Genomic DNA, 14,993 nt, shown 5'->3' with positions numbered 1-14,993 from the left:
GGTCCCGGGTGCTCCGGAACCGGCGCCCCGGCCGGTCACGCCGTACCCAGCGCCTCCAGGATCTGCTCGCCGTACTTCGCCAGCTTGTTCTCGCCGACCCCGGTGACCGTGGACAGCTCCGCCAGCGTCGACGGCGCCAGGACCGCGATCTCGCGCAGCGTCGCGTCGTGGAAGATGACATACGCGGGCACGCCCTGCTCCTTCGCCGAGGCGGCCCGCCAGGCGCGCAGCGTCTCGAAGACCGGCACGGCCTCGGCCGGCAGATCCACCGGCGCCGAACGCTGCCTGGCCGGCTTGTCCGCGCGCGCGGGCCGCGCCGCCTTCTCGGGCTCGCGCCGCAGCATCACCTGCCGCCGGCCGCCCAGCACCTCGGCGCTCTCCTCCGTCAGCACCAGCGTCCCGTAGTCCCCCTCCACGGCGATCAGCCCCTGCGCCAGCAACTGCCGTGCCACACCGCGCCATTCGGCCTCGCGCAGATCCGCGCCGATCCCGAAGACGCTCAGCGCGTCATGGTCGAACTGGATGACCTTGGCGGTCTTCCTGCCCAGCAGGATGTCGGTGATCTGCCCGGCGCCGAACTTCTGGTTGCGCTCGCGCTTCAGCCGGACGACCGTCGACAGCAGCTTCTGCGCGGGGACCGTGCCGTCCCAGGACTCCGCGGGCGTCAGACACGTGTCGCAGTTGCCGCACGCGGTGCTCTTCTGCCCGAAGTACGCGAGCAGTTGGACCCGGCGGCACTCGACCGTCTCGCACAGCGCCAGCATCGCGTCCACATGCGCGCCCAGACGCCGCCGGTGCGCCTCGTCGCCCTCCGACGTGTCGATCATCTTCCGCTGCTGGACCACGTCCTGGAGCCCGTACGCGAGCCACGCCGTGGACGGCAGCCCGTCCCGCCCGGCGCGCCCGGTCTCCTGGTAGTAGCCCTCCACCGACTTCGGCAGGTCGAGGTGGGCGACGAAGCGCACGTCCGGCTTGTCGATGCCCATCCCGAAGGCGATCGTCGCGACCATCACCAGCCCCTCCTCCCGCAGGAAGCGCGACTGGTTCACGGCCCGCGTCCGGGTGTCGAGCCCCGCGTGGTACGGGAGCGCCGCGATCCCGTTCTTCACCAGGAACTCGGCGGTCTTCTCCACCGACGCCCGCGAGAGGCAGTAGACGATCCCCGCGTCGCCCTCGTGCTCGGCGCGCAGCAGCTGGAGGAGCTGGCGCTTGGGGTCGTTCTTCGGCGCGATCCGGTACTGGATGTTGGGCCGGTCGAAGCTCGCGACGAAGTGGCGGGCGTCCTGGAGCTTCAGCCGGGAGGCGATCTCCGCGTGCGTCGCCTCGGTGGCCGTCGCGGTCAGCGCGATCCGGGGCACGTCGGGCCAGCGCTCGTGGAGCGAGGAGAGGGCGAGGTAGTCGGGGCGGAAGTCGTGGCCCCACTGGGCGACGCAGTGCGCCTCGTCGATGGCGAAGAGCGAGATCGTGCCGCGCTCCAGCAGCCGTACGGTCGCCTCGACCCGCAGCCGCTCCGGCGCGAGATAGAGCAGATCCAGCTCACCGGCGAGGAACTCGGCCTCCACCAGGCGCCGTTCCTCGAAGTCCTGGGTGGAGTTGAGGAATCCGGCCCGCACGCCGAGCGCCCGCAACGCGTCGACCTGGTCCTGCATCAGCGCGATCAGCGGTGATACGACGACCCCGACGCCCTTCCGTACGAGGGCAGGGATCTGGTAGCAGAGCGACTTGCCGCCGCCGGTCGGCATGAGGACCAGCGCGTCCCCGCCGGACACCACCTGCTCGATGATCTCCTGCTGGCTGCCGCGGAACGAGTCGTAGCCGAAGACACGGCGCAGCACGTCCAGCGGATCACCGGTCCCCTCGGCGGGCCCCGGACCGCTCGCGGAACGGGCCCCCGGTCCCGTCTCGGAACCGGCCCACGGGTCGGGCTCGGGACCGGCCCCGGAGTCGGCCCAGGGGTCGGACTCGGGACCGGGTTCGGGACCCGCCCACGGATCCGCCCACGGATCGGGCTCCGGTCCGGACCCGGGACCGGTGTCCGGACCGGCCCACAGATCCGTCCCCGGATCGGTCTCGGTACCCGCCTCGGTGCGCGGCTCGGTACCCGGCTCGGGAACGGTGGCGGAATCGGGAGCGCTCATCCGGCGATTCTACGAGGCCCCGGTGACACCGGCCGGTGCGATCCGGCGGATCCGCCGGATCGGGGCCCGGCCCGCCGGCGCGGGCGGCGCGAAGTAGGACACCCCCTGTCCTGGAGGCGATCTAGCGTCGAACACGCAGGCCAGGAGAGAACAGCAGAAGGAGCCGATCATGAGCAGGGTCACCGCCAACCAGCCCGGGGGCACCCCCACGTGGATCGATCTCGACGTCCCGGACGTCGAGAGGGCCAAGGAGTTCTACGGGGCGGTGTTCGGCTGGGAGTTCAGCGCGCCCGGCGCCGGCGGGTACACCTTCGCCCTGCTGCGCGGCAGCCGGGTCGCGGGGCTGCGCCCGGTCCCCGCGCCGGCGTCGCCGCGGCCGCCCCGCTGGCGCGTCCACCTCGCCACCGACGACTGCGACGCCACCGCCCGCCGCGTCGCGGAAGCGGGCGGTACGGTCACCGCGGGCCCGCTGGACAAGGGCGAGCAGGGCAGGTCGGCCCTCGCCGTGGACCCGGGCGGCGCCGCCTTCGGCCTCTGGCAGGGCGGCACCCTGCTCGGCTGCGAACTGGTCAACGAGCCCGGCAGCCTCGTACGCAACGACCTGGTCACGCCGGACCCGGCCCCGGCGCGGGAGTTCTACGCGAAGGTCTTCGACTTCACCCTGGACGCCAACCAGGACATGCCCGACGCGGACTTCACCTTCCTGCGCCGCCCCGACGGCCACGAGATCGGCGGCATCATGGGCGTTCCGGAGGCGCCGGCCGCCGCCTGGGGCACCCTCTTCGAGGTGGCGGACACGGACGGGACGGCGCGCCGCGCGGTGGCGGCGGGCGGCACCGCCGGGGAGCCGGAGGACACCCTCTACGTACGGATGGCCGGGATCACCGACCCGTTCGGGGCCGTGTTCCAGGTCGGCGCGAGGCCCCCGGCCGCTCGGGCGAGCTGACCGCGGGCCCCGGATCGGGGATGTGGTGTCGAGGACGGGGATGACGGGCCCATCCGGTCCGGTTCAGGCGTGCTGAGGGACCTCGTCCTTCAGCGCCGACCGGATCTGCTGCCGCAGCTGAGGGCTGTCCTCGTGACCGTGCACGGAGACGGCGTGCTCGCTGGCGGCGCGGACCACCTCGTCCTCCTCGCCGGTGATGGCGAGCGAGCACTCCGTCTCGCTCGGGAAATCCCGGCAGTCGGCGACCTTGCGCATGACGCACCTCCTCCCCTCCAGTATCCGGCCGCCCCGTGGCGGGCGCTTCCCGGCCGCGGGCCGTGTCACATTCCGCGGGCGCGACCCGTCGGAGCGGTGACCGGCCGCCGTGGCCGGCTCTTCACCAGGAGACCGATGATGCGGACACGTATGAAGAACCCTGCGCTGGTCCTTCCCGAGGCGCTGCCCGCCGTTCTCGCCGTGGCCAAGGCCGCGGGGGCCGTCCCGCCGCGTCACGGAAAGCAAACAGCCGGCCAACAAAGCGGCAACACGGACAACCTGGCCACCGCCCGGACGGTCTTCCGGCGCATGAAGATCTCTTTACTCATTCACAACGCCTACGGAATCGGAGGGACCATCACCACCACATACAACCTGGCCCGTTCGCTGGCCGACCGGCACGAGGTGGAGATCATCTCCGTGTTCCGGCACCGCGAGGCGCCGAACCTCACACCGGATCCGCGGATCACCCTGCGCCCCCTCGTCGACCTCCGCACCGAGCGGGACCACCCGGGCCATCTGCGCCCGGCGAAGGTCTACCCGGCCTCGGAGTACCGCTACGACCAGTACAGCGAGCTGACCGACGAGCGGATAGGCGCCTGCCTGGAAGGACTGGACGCCGACGCCGTGATCGGCACCCGCCCCGGGCTCAACGTCCATCTCGCGCTCCAGGCACCCGAGCGCACCCTGCGGATCGGGCAGGAGCACCTGACCCTGGACAACCACTCGCCGCGGCTGCGGAAGGTCCTGCGCCGCGCCTACACCCGGCTCGACGCGCTGACCACCGTCACCGAGGCCGACGCCGCCGCCTACCGGCGCAAGATGCGGCTGCCGGGCGTCCGGGTGGAGGCGCTGCCCAACAGCGTCCCCGATCCGGTCCTGCCCCCGGCCGACGGGAACGCCCGCGTCGTGGTCGCCGCGGGCCGGCTGGTCCCGGTGAAGCGGTACGACCTGCTCGTCGAGGCGTTCGCGCAGGTGGCGGAGCGCCATCCGGAGTGGCTGCTGCGCATCTACGGCGGGGGTGAGGAACAGGACCGGCTGCGCGGGCTCATCGACGGACTGGGCCTGCACGACAACGTTTTCCTGATGGGCTCGGCCACCCCCATGGAGGCCGAGTGGGTCAAGGGCTCCATCGGGGCCGTGACCTCCAACTTCGAACCCTTCGGCATGACGATCGTCGAGGCGATGCGGTGCGGGCTGCCCGTCGTCGCCACCGACTGCCCCTACGGCCCCGCCGAGATCATCCGGGACGGCGTCGACGGGGCGCTCGTCCCGGTCGGTGACCGGGACGCCCTGGCCGCCGCGCTGCTGGCACTCGTCGGCGACGACGAACGGCGCCGCCGGATGGGCCGTGCCGCCCTGGAGAACTCCTGGCGCTTCGCCCCCGGCCCCGTCGTCGCGCAGGCCGAGCGGCTCCTCGGCGACCTTGCCGCGGCCCGCCGCGCGGGCAGACCGGCGGCCCCGCCGTCGCGCCCGGTGAGCGCGCTGATCAGCGGCGGCTACGCGGCCAGGGACACCGCCCGGGTCGCGGCCGGCGCGGCCCTCAGGACCGTACGGAAGGCAGGCCGATGAGCACGACGGAACACGCCCCGCCCGCCGGCCCGGCCAGGCCCGCCCCGCCCGCCGCACGACCCCGCGCCGACTGCACGGTGGACGGCGCGGGCCGGATCACCTGGAACATCCATTGGACGGCCCCCGCCGGCGCGCTCCCCCGGCTGCTGCTGCGGCTGCGCCCGAAGAAGGGGCGGCCCGAGACGGTCCGGCACCTCCTCGGCCTGGAACCGGCCGGGCCCGACCTGCTGCGGGCCGTTCTGGAACCGGAGCCGCTGCTCGCCGAGGGCCGCTGGGACACGTATCTGGTGCCCGCCTCCGGTGACACCGGGGAGGCGGCGCGGCAGCGGCTGCTCCCGGGGCTGCGGGACCTGCGTGCGCTGCTCTCCGGCCGCCCGGCCGGCCGGAGCGCACCGCTGGCCGTCCGCGTCCCGTACGCCACGGCCGACGGCTATCTCGCCGTACGGGCCTGGCTGCGGCCCGGCCACGCCGAGGCGGCCGGCATCCGCGTCGCGGGCCACACCCTGACCGTACGCGCGCGGCTGTACGGCGCCGGCCCCGCGGCCGGGACGGCGGTCCTGCTGCGCCGCCGGGGCGGGGACGGCGCGGAGCTGCGGACGGAACCCCGCGCCGAGGGCGGCCCGGACGGCGAGGACTTCTCCTTCACCGTCGACTACCGCGACCTGCTCGACGCGGGCGGCGGGGGCCACGCGGTGTGGGACCTCTACGTACAGCCGCCACCGGACCGGGCCGTCGCGGGCCCGGTCCGGATGGGCCGGCTGCTGGACGACGTGGCGGACCGCAAGAAGATCTTCGTCTACCCGGCCGCCACGCTCGGCGGGGTGACCGTGCGCCCGTACTACACGCTCGACAACGACCTCTCCCTGGAGGTGGCGGGAGACTGAACCGCCCCGGCCGGGCATGAAGCCGGACCGGGGCGGGGCCGTGCGGGAGAGGGACGTGCCGTCCGCCGGAAGGCGACGCACGTCCCGCGGGGCGTCAGCCGAGGGTGGCGATCGCCTGGTTGAAGGTCTTCGACGGGCGCATGACCGCCGCGGCCTTCTCCGCGTCGGGCCGGTAGTAGCCGCCGATCTCGGCGGGCGAGCCCTGCACCGCGATCAGCTCGTCGACGATCGTGCCCTCCTGCTCGGTCAGCGTCTTGGCGAGCGCGCCGAACGCCTCGGCGAGCTGCGCGTCGTCCGTCTGCTTCGCCAGCTCCTGGGCCCAGTACAGCGCCAGGTAGAAGTGGCTGCCGCGGTTGTCGATGCCGCCGACCTTGCGGCTGGGCGACTTGTCCTCGTTGAGGAAGGAGCCGGTCGCGCGGTCGAGGGTGTCGGCGAGGACCTGGGCGCGCGGGTTGTCCGTGGTCTGCGCGAGGTGCTCGAAGCTGACCGCCAGCGCGAGGAACTCGCCCAGGCTGTCCCAGCGCAGGTAGTTCTCCCTGACCAGCTGCTGCACGTGCTTGGGCGCGGAGCCGCCGGCCCCGGTCTCGAAGAGGCCGCCGCCGTTCATCAGCGGGACGACGGAGAGCATCTTCGCGCTCGTGCCCAGCTCCAGGATCGGGAACAGGTCGGTGAGGTAGTCGCGCAGCACGTTGCCGGTGACGGAGATCGTGTCCTCGCCGCGCCGGATGCGCTCCAGCGAGAACGCGATCGCCTCGACCGGCGCCATGATCCTGATGTCGAGCCCGTCGGTGTCGTGCTCCGGCAGGTACGCCTCGACCTTCGCGATCAGGTTCGCGTCGTGCGCGCGCCCCTCGTCCAGCCAGAACACGGCCGGGTTGCCGGTCGCGCGGGCGCGGCTGACGGCGAGCTTGACCCAGTCCTGGATCGGCAGGTCCTTGGTCTGGCACATGCGGAAGATGTCACCGGCGTTCACCGGCTGCTCCAGCACGGCCTCGCCGGCCTCGTTCACCACGCGGACCGTGCCGGCGGCGGTGATCTCGAAGGTCTTGTCGTGGCTGCCGTACTCCTCGGCCTTCTGCGCCATCAGACCGACGTTGGGCACCGAGCCCATCGTCGACGGGTCGAAGGCGCCGTTGGCGCGGCAGTCGTCGATGACGACCTGGTAGATCCCGGCGTAGCTGCTGTCCGGGAGGACGGCGATCGTGTCGGCCTCGGCGCCGTCCGGGCCCCACATGTGGCCGGAGGTGCGGATCATGGCCGGCATGGAGGCGTCGACGATGACATCGCTCGGCACGTGCAGGTTGGTGATGCCGCGGTCGGAGTCGACCATCGCCAGCGCGGGGCCCTCGGCCAGCTCGGCGGTGAAGGACGCCGCGATCTCCGCGCCCCCGGGCAGCGACTCCAGGCCCTTGAGGATGCCGCCGAGACCGTCGTTCGGGGTCAGGCCGGCCGCGGCGAGCGTCGCGCCGTGCGCGGCGAACGTCTTCGGGAAGAAGGCCCGTACGACATGACCGAAGATGATCGGGTCGGAGACCTTCATCATCGTGGCCTTCAGGTGCACGGAGAAGAGCACGCCCTCGGCCTTGGCGCGGGCGATCTGCGCCGCGACGAATGTGCGCAGCGCCGCCACCCGCAGCACCGACGCGTCCACGACCTCGCCCGCGAGGACCGGCACGGACTCGCGCAGGACGGTGGTGGAGCCGTCCTCGCCCGCCAGCTCGATCCGGAGCGAACCGGCCTCGGCGACGACCGCGGACTTCTCGGTGGAGCGGAAGTCGTCGGCGCCCATGGTCGCGACGTTCGTCTTCGACTCGGCCGACCAGGCGCCCATGCGGTGCGGGTGCGCCTTGGCGTAGTTCTTCACGGACGCGGGCGCGCGGCGGTCGGAGTTGCCCTCGCGCAGCACCGGGTTGACGGCGCTGCCCTTCACCTTGTCGTACCGCGCGCGGATGTCCTTCTCCTGGTCGGACTTGGGGTCGTCCGGGTAGTCCGGGAGCGCGTAGCCCTGTCCCTGGAGCTCCGCGATGGCCGCCTTGAGCTGCGGGATGGACGCCGAGATGTTCGGCAGCTTGATGATGTTGGCCTCAGGAGTCCTGGCCAGCCCGCCCAGCTCGGCGAGCGCGTCATCGATCCGCTGGCCGTCCTGGAGCCACTCGGGGAAGCCCGCGATGATCCGTCCCGCCAGCGAGATGTCGCGGGTTTCCACCGAGACCCCGGCCGTCGAGGCGTACGCCTCGACCACCGGCAGGAACGAATACGTCGCCAGGGCCGGGGCCTCGTCGGTGTGCGTATAGATGATGGTCGAGTCAGTCACCGGTGCTCCGCTCCACGTCTGCAACATACGTCTGCAACATTGCTCGACATCAAGATATCTCGTGAACCCCCTCCGGAGGACAGGGCCCCGGCCTCCCCTTCCCATCGGAGACGTCATTGCATAAAACTGCATAGCTACGTATAGTCATGCCATTACCGAGGAGGATATTTCGATGGCTGTACGTGCGGCGGTGGCAGGAGCGAGCGGATACGCGGGCGGGGAACTGCTCCGTCTGCTGCTCACCCACCCGGAGATCGAGATCGGAGCCCTCACCGGCAACTCCAACGCGGGACAGGCGCTCGGCGGGCTCCAGCCGCATCTGCTCCCCCTGGCCGGGCGCGTCCTCGCGCCCACCACCGCCGAGGTCCTGGCCGGCCACGACGTCGTCTTCCTCGCGCTGCCCCACGGGCAGTCCGCGGCCGTCGCCGAGCAGCTCGGCGACGAGGTCCTCGTCATCGACATGGGCGCCGACTTCCGGCTCAAGGACGCCGCCGACTGGGAGCGGTTCTACGGCTCCGCACACGCCGGGACCTGGCCCTACGGCCTCCCGGAGCTGCCGGGCGCCCGTGCCGCGCTGGAGGGGTCCAAGCGTGTCGCGGTGCCGGGCTGCTACCCCACCGCCGTCTCGCTCGCCCTCTTCCCCGCGTACGCCGCCGGACTCGTGGAGCCCGAGGCCGTGATCACCGCCGCCTCCGGCACCTCCGGCGCCGGCAAGACCGCCAAGCCACACCTGCTCGGCTCCGAGGTCATGGGCTCCATGACCCCGTACGGCGTCGGCGGCGGCCACCGGCACACCCCCGAGATGATCCAGAACCTCAGCGCCGCCGCGGGCGAGCGGGTGACCGTCTCCTTCACCCCCACCCTCGCCCCCATGCCGCGCGGCATCCTCGCCACCTGCTCCGCCCGGGCCACCTCCGGCACCACCGCCGAGGACGTACGCGACGCGTACGAGAAGGCGTACGCCGACGAGCCCTTCGTGCACCTCCTCCCGGAGGGCCGGTGGCCCGCCACCGCCTCCGTGTACGGCTCCAACGCCACCCAGCTCCAGGTCGCGTACGACGAGGCGGCCGAGCGCGTCATCGCCGTCAGCGCCATCGACAACCTCACCAAGGGCACCGCCGGCGGCGCGGTGCAGAGCATGAACATCGCCCTCGGACTTCCCGAGTCCACCGGACTGACCACGATCGGAGTGGCACCTTGAGCGTCACCGCAGCGAAGGGATTCATGGCGGCGGGCATCGCCGCCGGGATCAAGGAGAACGGCGGACCCGACCTGGCCCTCGTGGTCAACGAGGGGCCGCGCCGCGCCGCCGCGGGCGTCTTCACCTCCAACCGTGTCAAGGCCGCCCCCGTCCTCTGGTCCGAGCAGGTCCTCAAGGGCGGCACCGTCTCCGCCGTCGTCCTCAACTCCGGCGGCGCCAACGCCTGTACGGGCCCGAAGGGCTTCCAGGACACCCACGCCACCGCCGAGCACACCGCCGAGGTCCTGACCGGCCACAGCGCCGGGGAGATCGCCGTCGCCTCCACCGGTCTCATCGGCGTCACGCTGCCCATGGACAAGCTGCTGCCCGGCATCGGCACGGCCGCCGCGGCCCTCTCCGAACACGGCGGCGAGAAGGCCGCCATCGCCATCAAGACCACCGACACCGTCCACAAGACCGCGGTCGCGGGCGGTGCGGGCTGGACCGTCGGCGGCATGGCCAAGGGCGCGGGCATGCTCGCCCCCGGCCTCGCCACCATGCTCGTCGTCCTCACCACCGACGCCGACATCGAGACGGCCGCCCTCGACACCGCGCTGCGCGCCGCCACCCGTACCACCTTCGACCGGGTCGACTCCGACGGCTGCATGTCCACCAACGACACCGTCCTGCTGCTCGCCTCCGGCGCCTCCGGGGTGACCCCCGAGTACGACGCCTTCGCCGAGGCCGTCCGGCAGGTCTGCGCCGATCTGGCCCGGCAGCTCATCGGGGACGCCGAGGGCGCCTCGAAGGACATCCGGATCGAGGTGATCAACGCGGCGACCGAGGACGACGCCGTCGAGGTGGGCCGCTCCATCGCGCGGAACAACCTCCTCAAGTGCGCCCTCCACGGCGAGGACCCCAACTGGGGCCGGGTGCTCTCCGCGATCGGCACGACCGGCGCCGCCTTCGAGCCCGACCGGCTGAACGTCGCCATCAACGACGTCTGGGTCTGCAAGAACGGCTCCGTCGGCGAGGACCGCGACCTGGTCGACATGCGCTACCGCGAGGTCCGCATCACCGCCGACCTGTCCGCCGGCACGGACACGGCCGTCATCTGGTCCAACGACCTCACGGCCGAGTACGTCCACGAGAACAGCGCGTACAGCTCATGAGCACCCGCAAGCACACCGCGCTGCCCAAGGCCCGCATCCTCATAGAGGCGCTGCCCTGGCTCACCCGCCACAACGGGAAGACCGTCGTCATCAAGTTCGGCGGCAACGCCATGGTCGACGAGGAGCTCAAGGCCGCCTTCGCCCAGGACGTCGTCTTCCTGCGGCAGTCCGGCCTCAAGCCGGTCGTCGTGCACGGCGGCGGCCCCCAGATCAGCGCCGCGCTGGACCGGCACGGCCTGGTCAGCGAGTTCAAGGCCGGCCTGCGCGTCACCACGCCCGAGGCGATGGACGTCGTACGGATGGTCCTCGCCGGGCAGGTCCAGCGCGAGCTGGTCGGCCTGCTCAACGAGCACGGCCCGCTCGCCGTCGGCATGACCGGCGAGGACGCGCACACCATCTCCGCGGTCAAGCACCGGCCACGGATCGACGGCGAACTCGTCGACATCGGCCGGGTCGGCGAGATCACCGCGATCGACACCGGCGCCGTCGAGGCACTGCTCGCCGACGGCCGGATCCCGGTCATCTCCTCCGTGGCACGCGGCGCCGACGACGGCCGGATCTACAACGTCAACGCCGACACCGCGGCCGCCGCGCTCGCCGCCGCGCTCGGTGCCGAGACGCTGATGGTCCTCACCGACGTGGAGGGCCTCTACGAGGACTGGCCCAACAGCGACGAGGTGATCAGCAGGCTCACCGCCACCCAGCTGGAGACGCTGCTGCCCGAGCTGTCCAGCGGCATGGTGCCGAAGATGGAAGGGTGCCTGTTCGCCGTGCGCAACGGGGTCACCACGGCACGCGTGCTCGACGGCAGGGTCCCGCACTCGATCCTGCTGGAGATCTTCACCGACGAGGGCATAGGGACCATGGTCGTGCCGGACGGGCAGGCCCCCGGCGCGCGGGACCACGTACGGACGCACACCGAGGCAAGGGGAGCGAAGTGACCGGCAACCAGGAGCTGATCCAGCGCTGGCAGGGCGTCATGGCCGACAACTACGGGACGCCCGGCCTCTCCCTCGTACGCGGCGAGGGCGCCCGCGTCTGGGACGCCGACGGCACCGGCTACACCGACTTCGTCGGCGGCATCGCGGTGAACGCGCTCGGCCACGGACACCCCGCCGTCGTGGCCGCCGTCACCCGGCAGATCGCCGCCCTCGGCCATGTCTCCAACCTGTACGTGGCCCAGCCGCCCATCGCCCTCGCCGAGCGGCTGATCCAGCTCTCCGGCCGCCCGGGACGGGTGTTCTTCTGCAACTCCGGCGCCGAGGCCAACGAGGCCGCCTTCAAGATCGGCCGGCTGACGGGCCGTACCCACATGGTCGCCACCGAGGGCGGCTTCCACGGCCGGACGATGGGCGCCCTGGCGCTCACCGGCCAGCCCGCGAAGCAGACGCCCTTCCTGCCGCTGCCCGGCGAGGTCACCCATGTCCCGTACGGGGACGCCGACGCGCTGCGCGCCGCGGTCACCGAGGAGACCGCACTGGTGATCATCGAGCCGATCCAGGGCGAGAACGGCGTGGTCGTCCCGCCCAAGGGCTATCTGGAGGCCGCCCGGGAGATCACCCGCGCCACCGGCACCCTGCTCGTCCTCGACGAGGTGCAGACGGGCGTCGGCCGGACCGGCGCCTGGTTCGAGCACCAGGCGCACCAGGGCGTCGAGCCCGATGTCGTCACCCTCGCCAAGGGCCTCGGCGGCGGTCTGCCGCTCGGCGCGGTCCTCGCCTTCGGGGACGCCGCCGACCTGCTCAAGCCGGGCCAGCACGGCACGACGTTCGGTGGCAACCCGGTCGCCTGCGCCGCCGGGCTCGCCGTGCTCGACACGCTCGCCGCCGACGGCTGCCTCGACCAGGTGAAGCGGCTCGGCGAGAAACTGCGCGACGGCGTCGAGGGCCTCGGCCACCCGCTCGTCTCCCACGTCCGCGGTTCGGGACTGCTGCTGGGTATCGTGCTCACCGGGCCGCACGCGCCGACGGTGCAACAGGCGGCCCAGGGTGCCGGTTTCCTGGTGAACGCCCCCGCCCCCGACGTCGTACGGCTGATGCCTCCCCTGATCATCGGCGACACCGAGGTGGACGCGTTCCTGGAGGCCCTTCCCGGCATCCTCGACGACGCGCACGGGGACGGACGATCCTGAGAAATGAGACGACGACGATGACCGACGCCCACGCCCAGGAAGCAGAGCACGGCGGGCCGTCCGTGCCGCAGACCAGAACCGCCCGCCACCGCCGGATCGTCGACATCCTCAACCGGCAGCCGGTGCGCTCCCAGAGCCAGCTGGCGAAACTGCTCGCGGACGACGGGCTGAGCGTCACCCAGGCGACGCTCTCCCGGGACCTGGACGAACTGGGCGCGGTCAAGATCCGCAACACCAACGGTGAGTTGATCTACGCGGTCCCCAGCGAGGGCGGCTTCCGCACCCCGCACGCCCCGCTGGGGGAGTCCGCCAAGGAGGAGCGGATGCGCCGCCTCGCCGGTGAACTCCTCATCTCCGCCGAGGCGTCCGCCAACCTCGTCGTCCTGCGCACCCCGCCGGGCGCGGCCCAGTTCCTCGCCTCCGCCATCGACCAGGCCGAACTGAGCGACATCCTCGGCACGATCGCCGGCGACGACACCCTCATGCTGATCAGCCGCGACCCGGCCGGCGGCCAGGCCCTCGCGGACCATCTGCTGAAACTGGCCCAGAACGACCGCTGAACGCGCCCCAGGGGGTGTGCGGCCGGCGTCCCCGCGGCTCAACCGCCGTCCGGGCGGCCCGGGTTGTCCCCGGGCCGCCCGGCTCGCGTCGGTACGGCGCCGTCCGTGTGCGCCGGTACGGCGCCGCCCGCGCGTGCGGTGGATACGGCGCCGCCCGTGTGCCGTCCGCTCAGACCCCCACGGTCGCGACATGGCGGTGGAAGCCGCTCGTCGCCCAGGTCCCGCCGTGCGGTGTGACGGCGAAGCCCTCGGTGCCCGGCAGCGCCTCCAGCCACTCCCGCGCCCGCTCGCCCATCGCGTACGCGGCCGTCGCCCGGGTGTCCGCCGCCGTCACGCCCTCCTCGCAGACCACGGTGACCGACGCCAGGCCCCCGTCCGGCGCCTCGCCCGTATGCGGGTCCAGGACGTGGCAGCCCCGCTCCGCCGGGCCCGAGGTGGCCAGGCCCAGGCCCTGGTCGGCCTCGATCACCGTGGCGAGGTCCCCGGGGTGCAGCGGATCGGCGATGCCCACCCGCCAGGGGCCGCCCACCAGCTGGATGTCGCCGCCGCCGTTGAGGCAGACCGAGGCAGCCCCGGACGAGGCGATCATCCGGGCCGCCCGCTCCACCGCCCAGCCCTTCACCAGCCCCGTCGGGTCGACCCCGCCCGCGTACCGGGGGGTGAACCAGCCGTCGCTCTCCCGCTCGGCCTCCGCGCACAGGTCGAGCACCTCGACGACCTCCGTCAGACAGTCGGAGAGCGTCAGCTCACCCCGGTTGAGCCGCGAGATCTGGCTGTCGGGGCGGTACGTCGAGAAGATCTCGTCCGCGCGATGCAGCGAGGCCACCGCCGCCTGGAGCCCCGCCCGTACCCGCGGCCGGTCCCGTACCCCCCGGATGTCGAACGAGAAGACCGTGCCCATCGACTCCTCGACATGGCGCAGCCGCGCCCCCTCGGGCGCCATCAGAGGCCCGCCTGGTCGAGCGCGCTCTGGAGCGATTCCCGGTAGCCCTCGCTGGTGTAGCTGGCGCCGGACACGGCGTCGATCTGTGCGCTCTGCGCGGTGACCGCCGCCTGGTTCAGCTTCGGTACGGAGTCGGCGGTCACCGACTTGCTGCGGGCGTCCGAGGAGGGGGCCCGGACCGCCTCGGACGCGGTGACCTTCCCGTCCGCGACGGTGATCCGCACCTGGACGGGCCCGTACTGGGTGTCGACCGCGCTCCCGAGGACGGTCTTCGGGGCGGCGGGCGCCGCGGGCGGGGCGTCGGAGCCCGACCCCGCCCCGGTGCCGGATCCCGCGTCCGCCCCGGAGCCGTCCGACCCGGAGCCCGCGCCCCCGCTCGCTCCGGCGCCCGTCTCGCCGCCCGCCTCGACCGAACCGCCGCCCGCGTCCGCGCCCGTACCGCCGGTACCGGCCGTACCCGCCTTGTCCAGGGCGCTCTGGAGCGATTCCTGGTAGCCCTTGCTGGTGTAGCTGGCCCCCGTCACGGCGTCGATCCGGGCGCTCTGCGCGGTGACCGCCGCCTGGTTCAGCTTCGGTACGGCGTCGGCCGTGATCGACTTGGAGCGCGCGTCCGAGCCCGGCGCCTGCACCGCCTCGGCCTGGGTGATCCTGCCGCCGGCCATGGTGAGCCGCACCTGGACCGGGCCGTACTGGGTGTTCACGGCGTCCCCGAGCAGGGGCTGCCCGCCGTTGGCCCCGGCCGCACCCGCCGCCGCGCCCGCCGCGGAGCCGGGGGGCGCCGTCGCGCCGACCACCGAGGACCCGCCGGGCTGCTTCAGCGCGAGCAGCAGGACTATGCCCGACGCGGTCGCGGCGACACCGATCATGATCCGCCGGAGCGGATGCTTCCTCTTCACCG

Annotated in this window: 13 protein-coding genes; 8 read left to right on the top strand and 5 right to left on the bottom strand. The window is 72.8% G+C overall.

Annotation, left to right across the window (positions count from 1 at the left end; genetic code table 11):
• Positions 1-35: 35 nt before the first annotated feature.
• Entirely contained in the window at positions 36-2,138 is a 2,103-nt protein-coding gene (gene recQ / locus AB0P17_RS21955; RefSeq protein WP_365813353.1) for a DNA helicase RecQ, read from the bottom strand.
• A 169-nt stretch (positions 2,139-2,307) separates the two neighbouring features.
• Between recQ and AB0P17_RS21950 the strand changes: the two genes are divergently transcribed.
• The gene (locus tag AB0P17_RS21950; protein WP_365813351.1) at positions 2,308-3,084 is read left to right on the top strand and encodes a VOC family protein; all 777 of its coding nucleotides are present in this window, start codon (positions 2,308-2,310) and stop codon (positions 3,082-3,084) included.
• Positions 3,085-3,147: 63 nt separating this feature from the next.
• Here the strand turns inward: AB0P17_RS21950 and AB0P17_RS21945 are convergent, their stop codons facing one another.
• Positions 3,148-3,339 carry a DUF1059 domain-containing protein gene (locus AB0P17_RS21945; RefSeq protein WP_365813349.1) on the bottom strand — a complete coding sequence of 64 codons (192 nt, stop codon included), beginning with the start codon at positions 3,337-3,339 and terminating at the stop codon, positions 3,148-3,150.
• 309 nt (positions 3,340-3,648) lie between these two features.
• Here AB0P17_RS21945 and AB0P17_RS21940 point away from each other — a divergent pair, with 309 nt between their 5' ends.
• Both AB0P17_RS21940 and AB0P17_RS21935 read left to right on the top strand, forming a co-directional pair.
• Positions 3,649-4,911 carry a glycosyltransferase family 4 protein gene (locus tag AB0P17_RS21940; protein ID WP_365813396.1) on the top strand — a complete coding sequence of 421 codons (1,263 nt, stop codon included), beginning with the start codon at positions 3,649-3,651 and terminating at the stop codon, positions 4,909-4,911.
• On the top strand, positions 4,908-5,795 hold the full coding sequence (locus AB0P17_RS21935) for a transferase (RefSeq protein ID WP_365813347.1): 888 nt from the start codon (positions 4,908-4,910) through the stop codon (positions 5,793-5,795). Before AB0P17_RS21940 ends, AB0P17_RS21935 begins: the two co-directional genes overlap by 4 nt.
• Before the next feature lie 94 nt (positions 5,796-5,889).
• Here AB0P17_RS21935 and AB0P17_RS21930 read toward each other — a convergent pair whose 3' ends face one another.
• A complete protein-coding gene (locus tag AB0P17_RS21930; protein ID WP_365813345.1) occupies positions 5,890-8,109 on the bottom strand; it encodes an NADP-dependent isocitrate dehydrogenase in 2,220 nt (739 codons plus the stop codon).
• Positions 8,110-8,281: 172 nt separating this feature from the next.
• Between AB0P17_RS21930 and argC the strand changes: the two genes are divergently transcribed.
• From argC to AB0P17_RS21905, 5 genes are read left to right on the top strand one after another with little or no spacing between them, the layout of a single operon-like run.
• Positions 8,282-9,310, top strand: a complete 1,029-nt coding sequence (gene argC, locus AB0P17_RS21925) for an N-acetyl-gamma-glutamyl-phosphate reductase (protein ID WP_365813343.1) — start codon at positions 8,282-8,284, stop codon at positions 9,308-9,310.
• Positions 9,307-10,461: a bifunctional glutamate N-acetyltransferase/amino-acid acetyltransferase ArgJ gene (argJ, locus tag AB0P17_RS21920; RefSeq protein ID WP_365813341.1), complete on the top strand. Its 1,155-nt coding sequence runs from the start codon at positions 9,307-9,309 to the stop codon at positions 10,459-10,461. Before argC ends, argJ begins: the two co-directional genes overlap by 4 nt.
• Positions 10,458-11,402 (top strand): acetylglutamate kinase, encoded by a 945-nt coding sequence (gene argB / locus AB0P17_RS21915; protein ID WP_365813339.1) that lies wholly within the window; start codon positions 10,458-10,460, stop codon positions 11,400-11,402. The genes argJ and argB overlap by 4 nt, the downstream gene beginning before the upstream one ends.
• The gene (locus tag AB0P17_RS21910) at positions 11,399-12,592 is read left to right on the top strand and encodes an acetylornithine transaminase (protein WP_365813337.1); all 1,194 of its coding nucleotides are present in this window, start codon (positions 11,399-11,401) and stop codon (positions 12,590-12,592) included. Before argB ends, AB0P17_RS21910 begins: the two co-directional genes overlap by 4 nt.
• A gap of 17 nt (positions 12,593-12,609) precedes the next feature.
• Positions 12,610-13,152, top strand: a complete 543-nt coding sequence (locus AB0P17_RS21905; protein ID WP_365813335.1) for an arginine repressor — start codon at positions 12,610-12,612, stop codon at positions 13,150-13,152.
• Positions 13,153-13,321: 169 nt separating this feature from the next.
• Here AB0P17_RS21905 and AB0P17_RS21900 read toward each other — a convergent pair whose 3' ends face one another.
• Together AB0P17_RS21900 and AB0P17_RS21895 are read right to left on the bottom strand one after the other, a co-directional pair.
• Positions 13,322-14,095 carry an FAD:protein FMN transferase gene (locus AB0P17_RS21900; protein ID WP_365813334.1) on the bottom strand — a complete coding sequence of 258 codons (774 nt, stop codon included), beginning with the start codon at positions 14,093-14,095 and terminating at the stop codon, positions 13,322-13,324.
• Complete coding sequence (locus AB0P17_RS21895) at positions 14,095-14,991, bottom strand: FMN-binding protein (protein WP_365813332.1); 897 nt, start codon at positions 14,989-14,991, stop codon at positions 14,095-14,097. The genes AB0P17_RS21900 and AB0P17_RS21895 overlap by 1 nt, the downstream gene beginning before the upstream one ends.
• Positions 14,992-14,993: the final 2 nt, after the last annotated feature.

The organism is Streptomyces sp. NPDC088124 (assembly GCF_040685895.1).
GTDB lineage: Bacteria > Actinomycetota > Actinomycetes > Streptomycetales > Streptomycetaceae > Streptomyces.
Note: the sequence above shows the minus strand (reverse complement) of the source record. Positions and strands in the feature narration are given on the sequence as shown.

Bases quoted from the DNA above. Each gene is read 5' to 3' on its own strand.
- AB0P17_RS21905 (WP_365813335.1), top strand. From the start codon at position 12,610: ATGACCGACGCCCACGCCCAGGAAGCAGAGCACGGCGGGCCGTCCGTG.
- AB0P17_RS21940 (WP_365813396.1), top strand. From the start codon at position 3,649: ATGAAGATCTCTTTACTCATTCACAACGCCTACGGAATCGGAGGGACC.
- AB0P17_RS21900 (WP_365813334.1), bottom strand. From the start codon at position 14,095: ATGGCGCCCGAGGGGGCGCGGCTGCGCCATGTCGAGGAGTCGATGGGC.
- AB0P17_RS21945 (WP_365813349.1), bottom strand. From the start codon at position 3,339: ATGCGCAAGGTCGCCGACTGCCGGGATTTCCCGAGCGAGACGGAGTGC.
- recQ (WP_365813353.1), bottom strand. From the start codon at position 2,138: ATGAGCGCTCCCGATTCCGCCACCGTTCCCGAGCCGGGTACCGAGCCG.
- argC (WP_365813343.1), top strand. From the start codon at position 8,282: ATGGCTGTACGTGCGGCGGTGGCAGGAGCGAGCGGATACGCGGGCGGG.
- AB0P17_RS21935 (WP_365813347.1), top strand. From the start codon at position 4,908: ATGAGCACGACGGAACACGCCCCGCCCGCCGGCCCGGCCAGGCCCGCC.
- argB (WP_365813339.1), top strand. From the start codon at position 10,458: ATGAGCACCCGCAAGCACACCGCGCTGCCCAAGGCCCGCATCCTCATA.
- AB0P17_RS21950 (WP_365813351.1), top strand. From the start codon at position 2,308: ATGAGCAGGGTCACCGCCAACCAGCCCGGGGGCACCCCCACGTGGATC.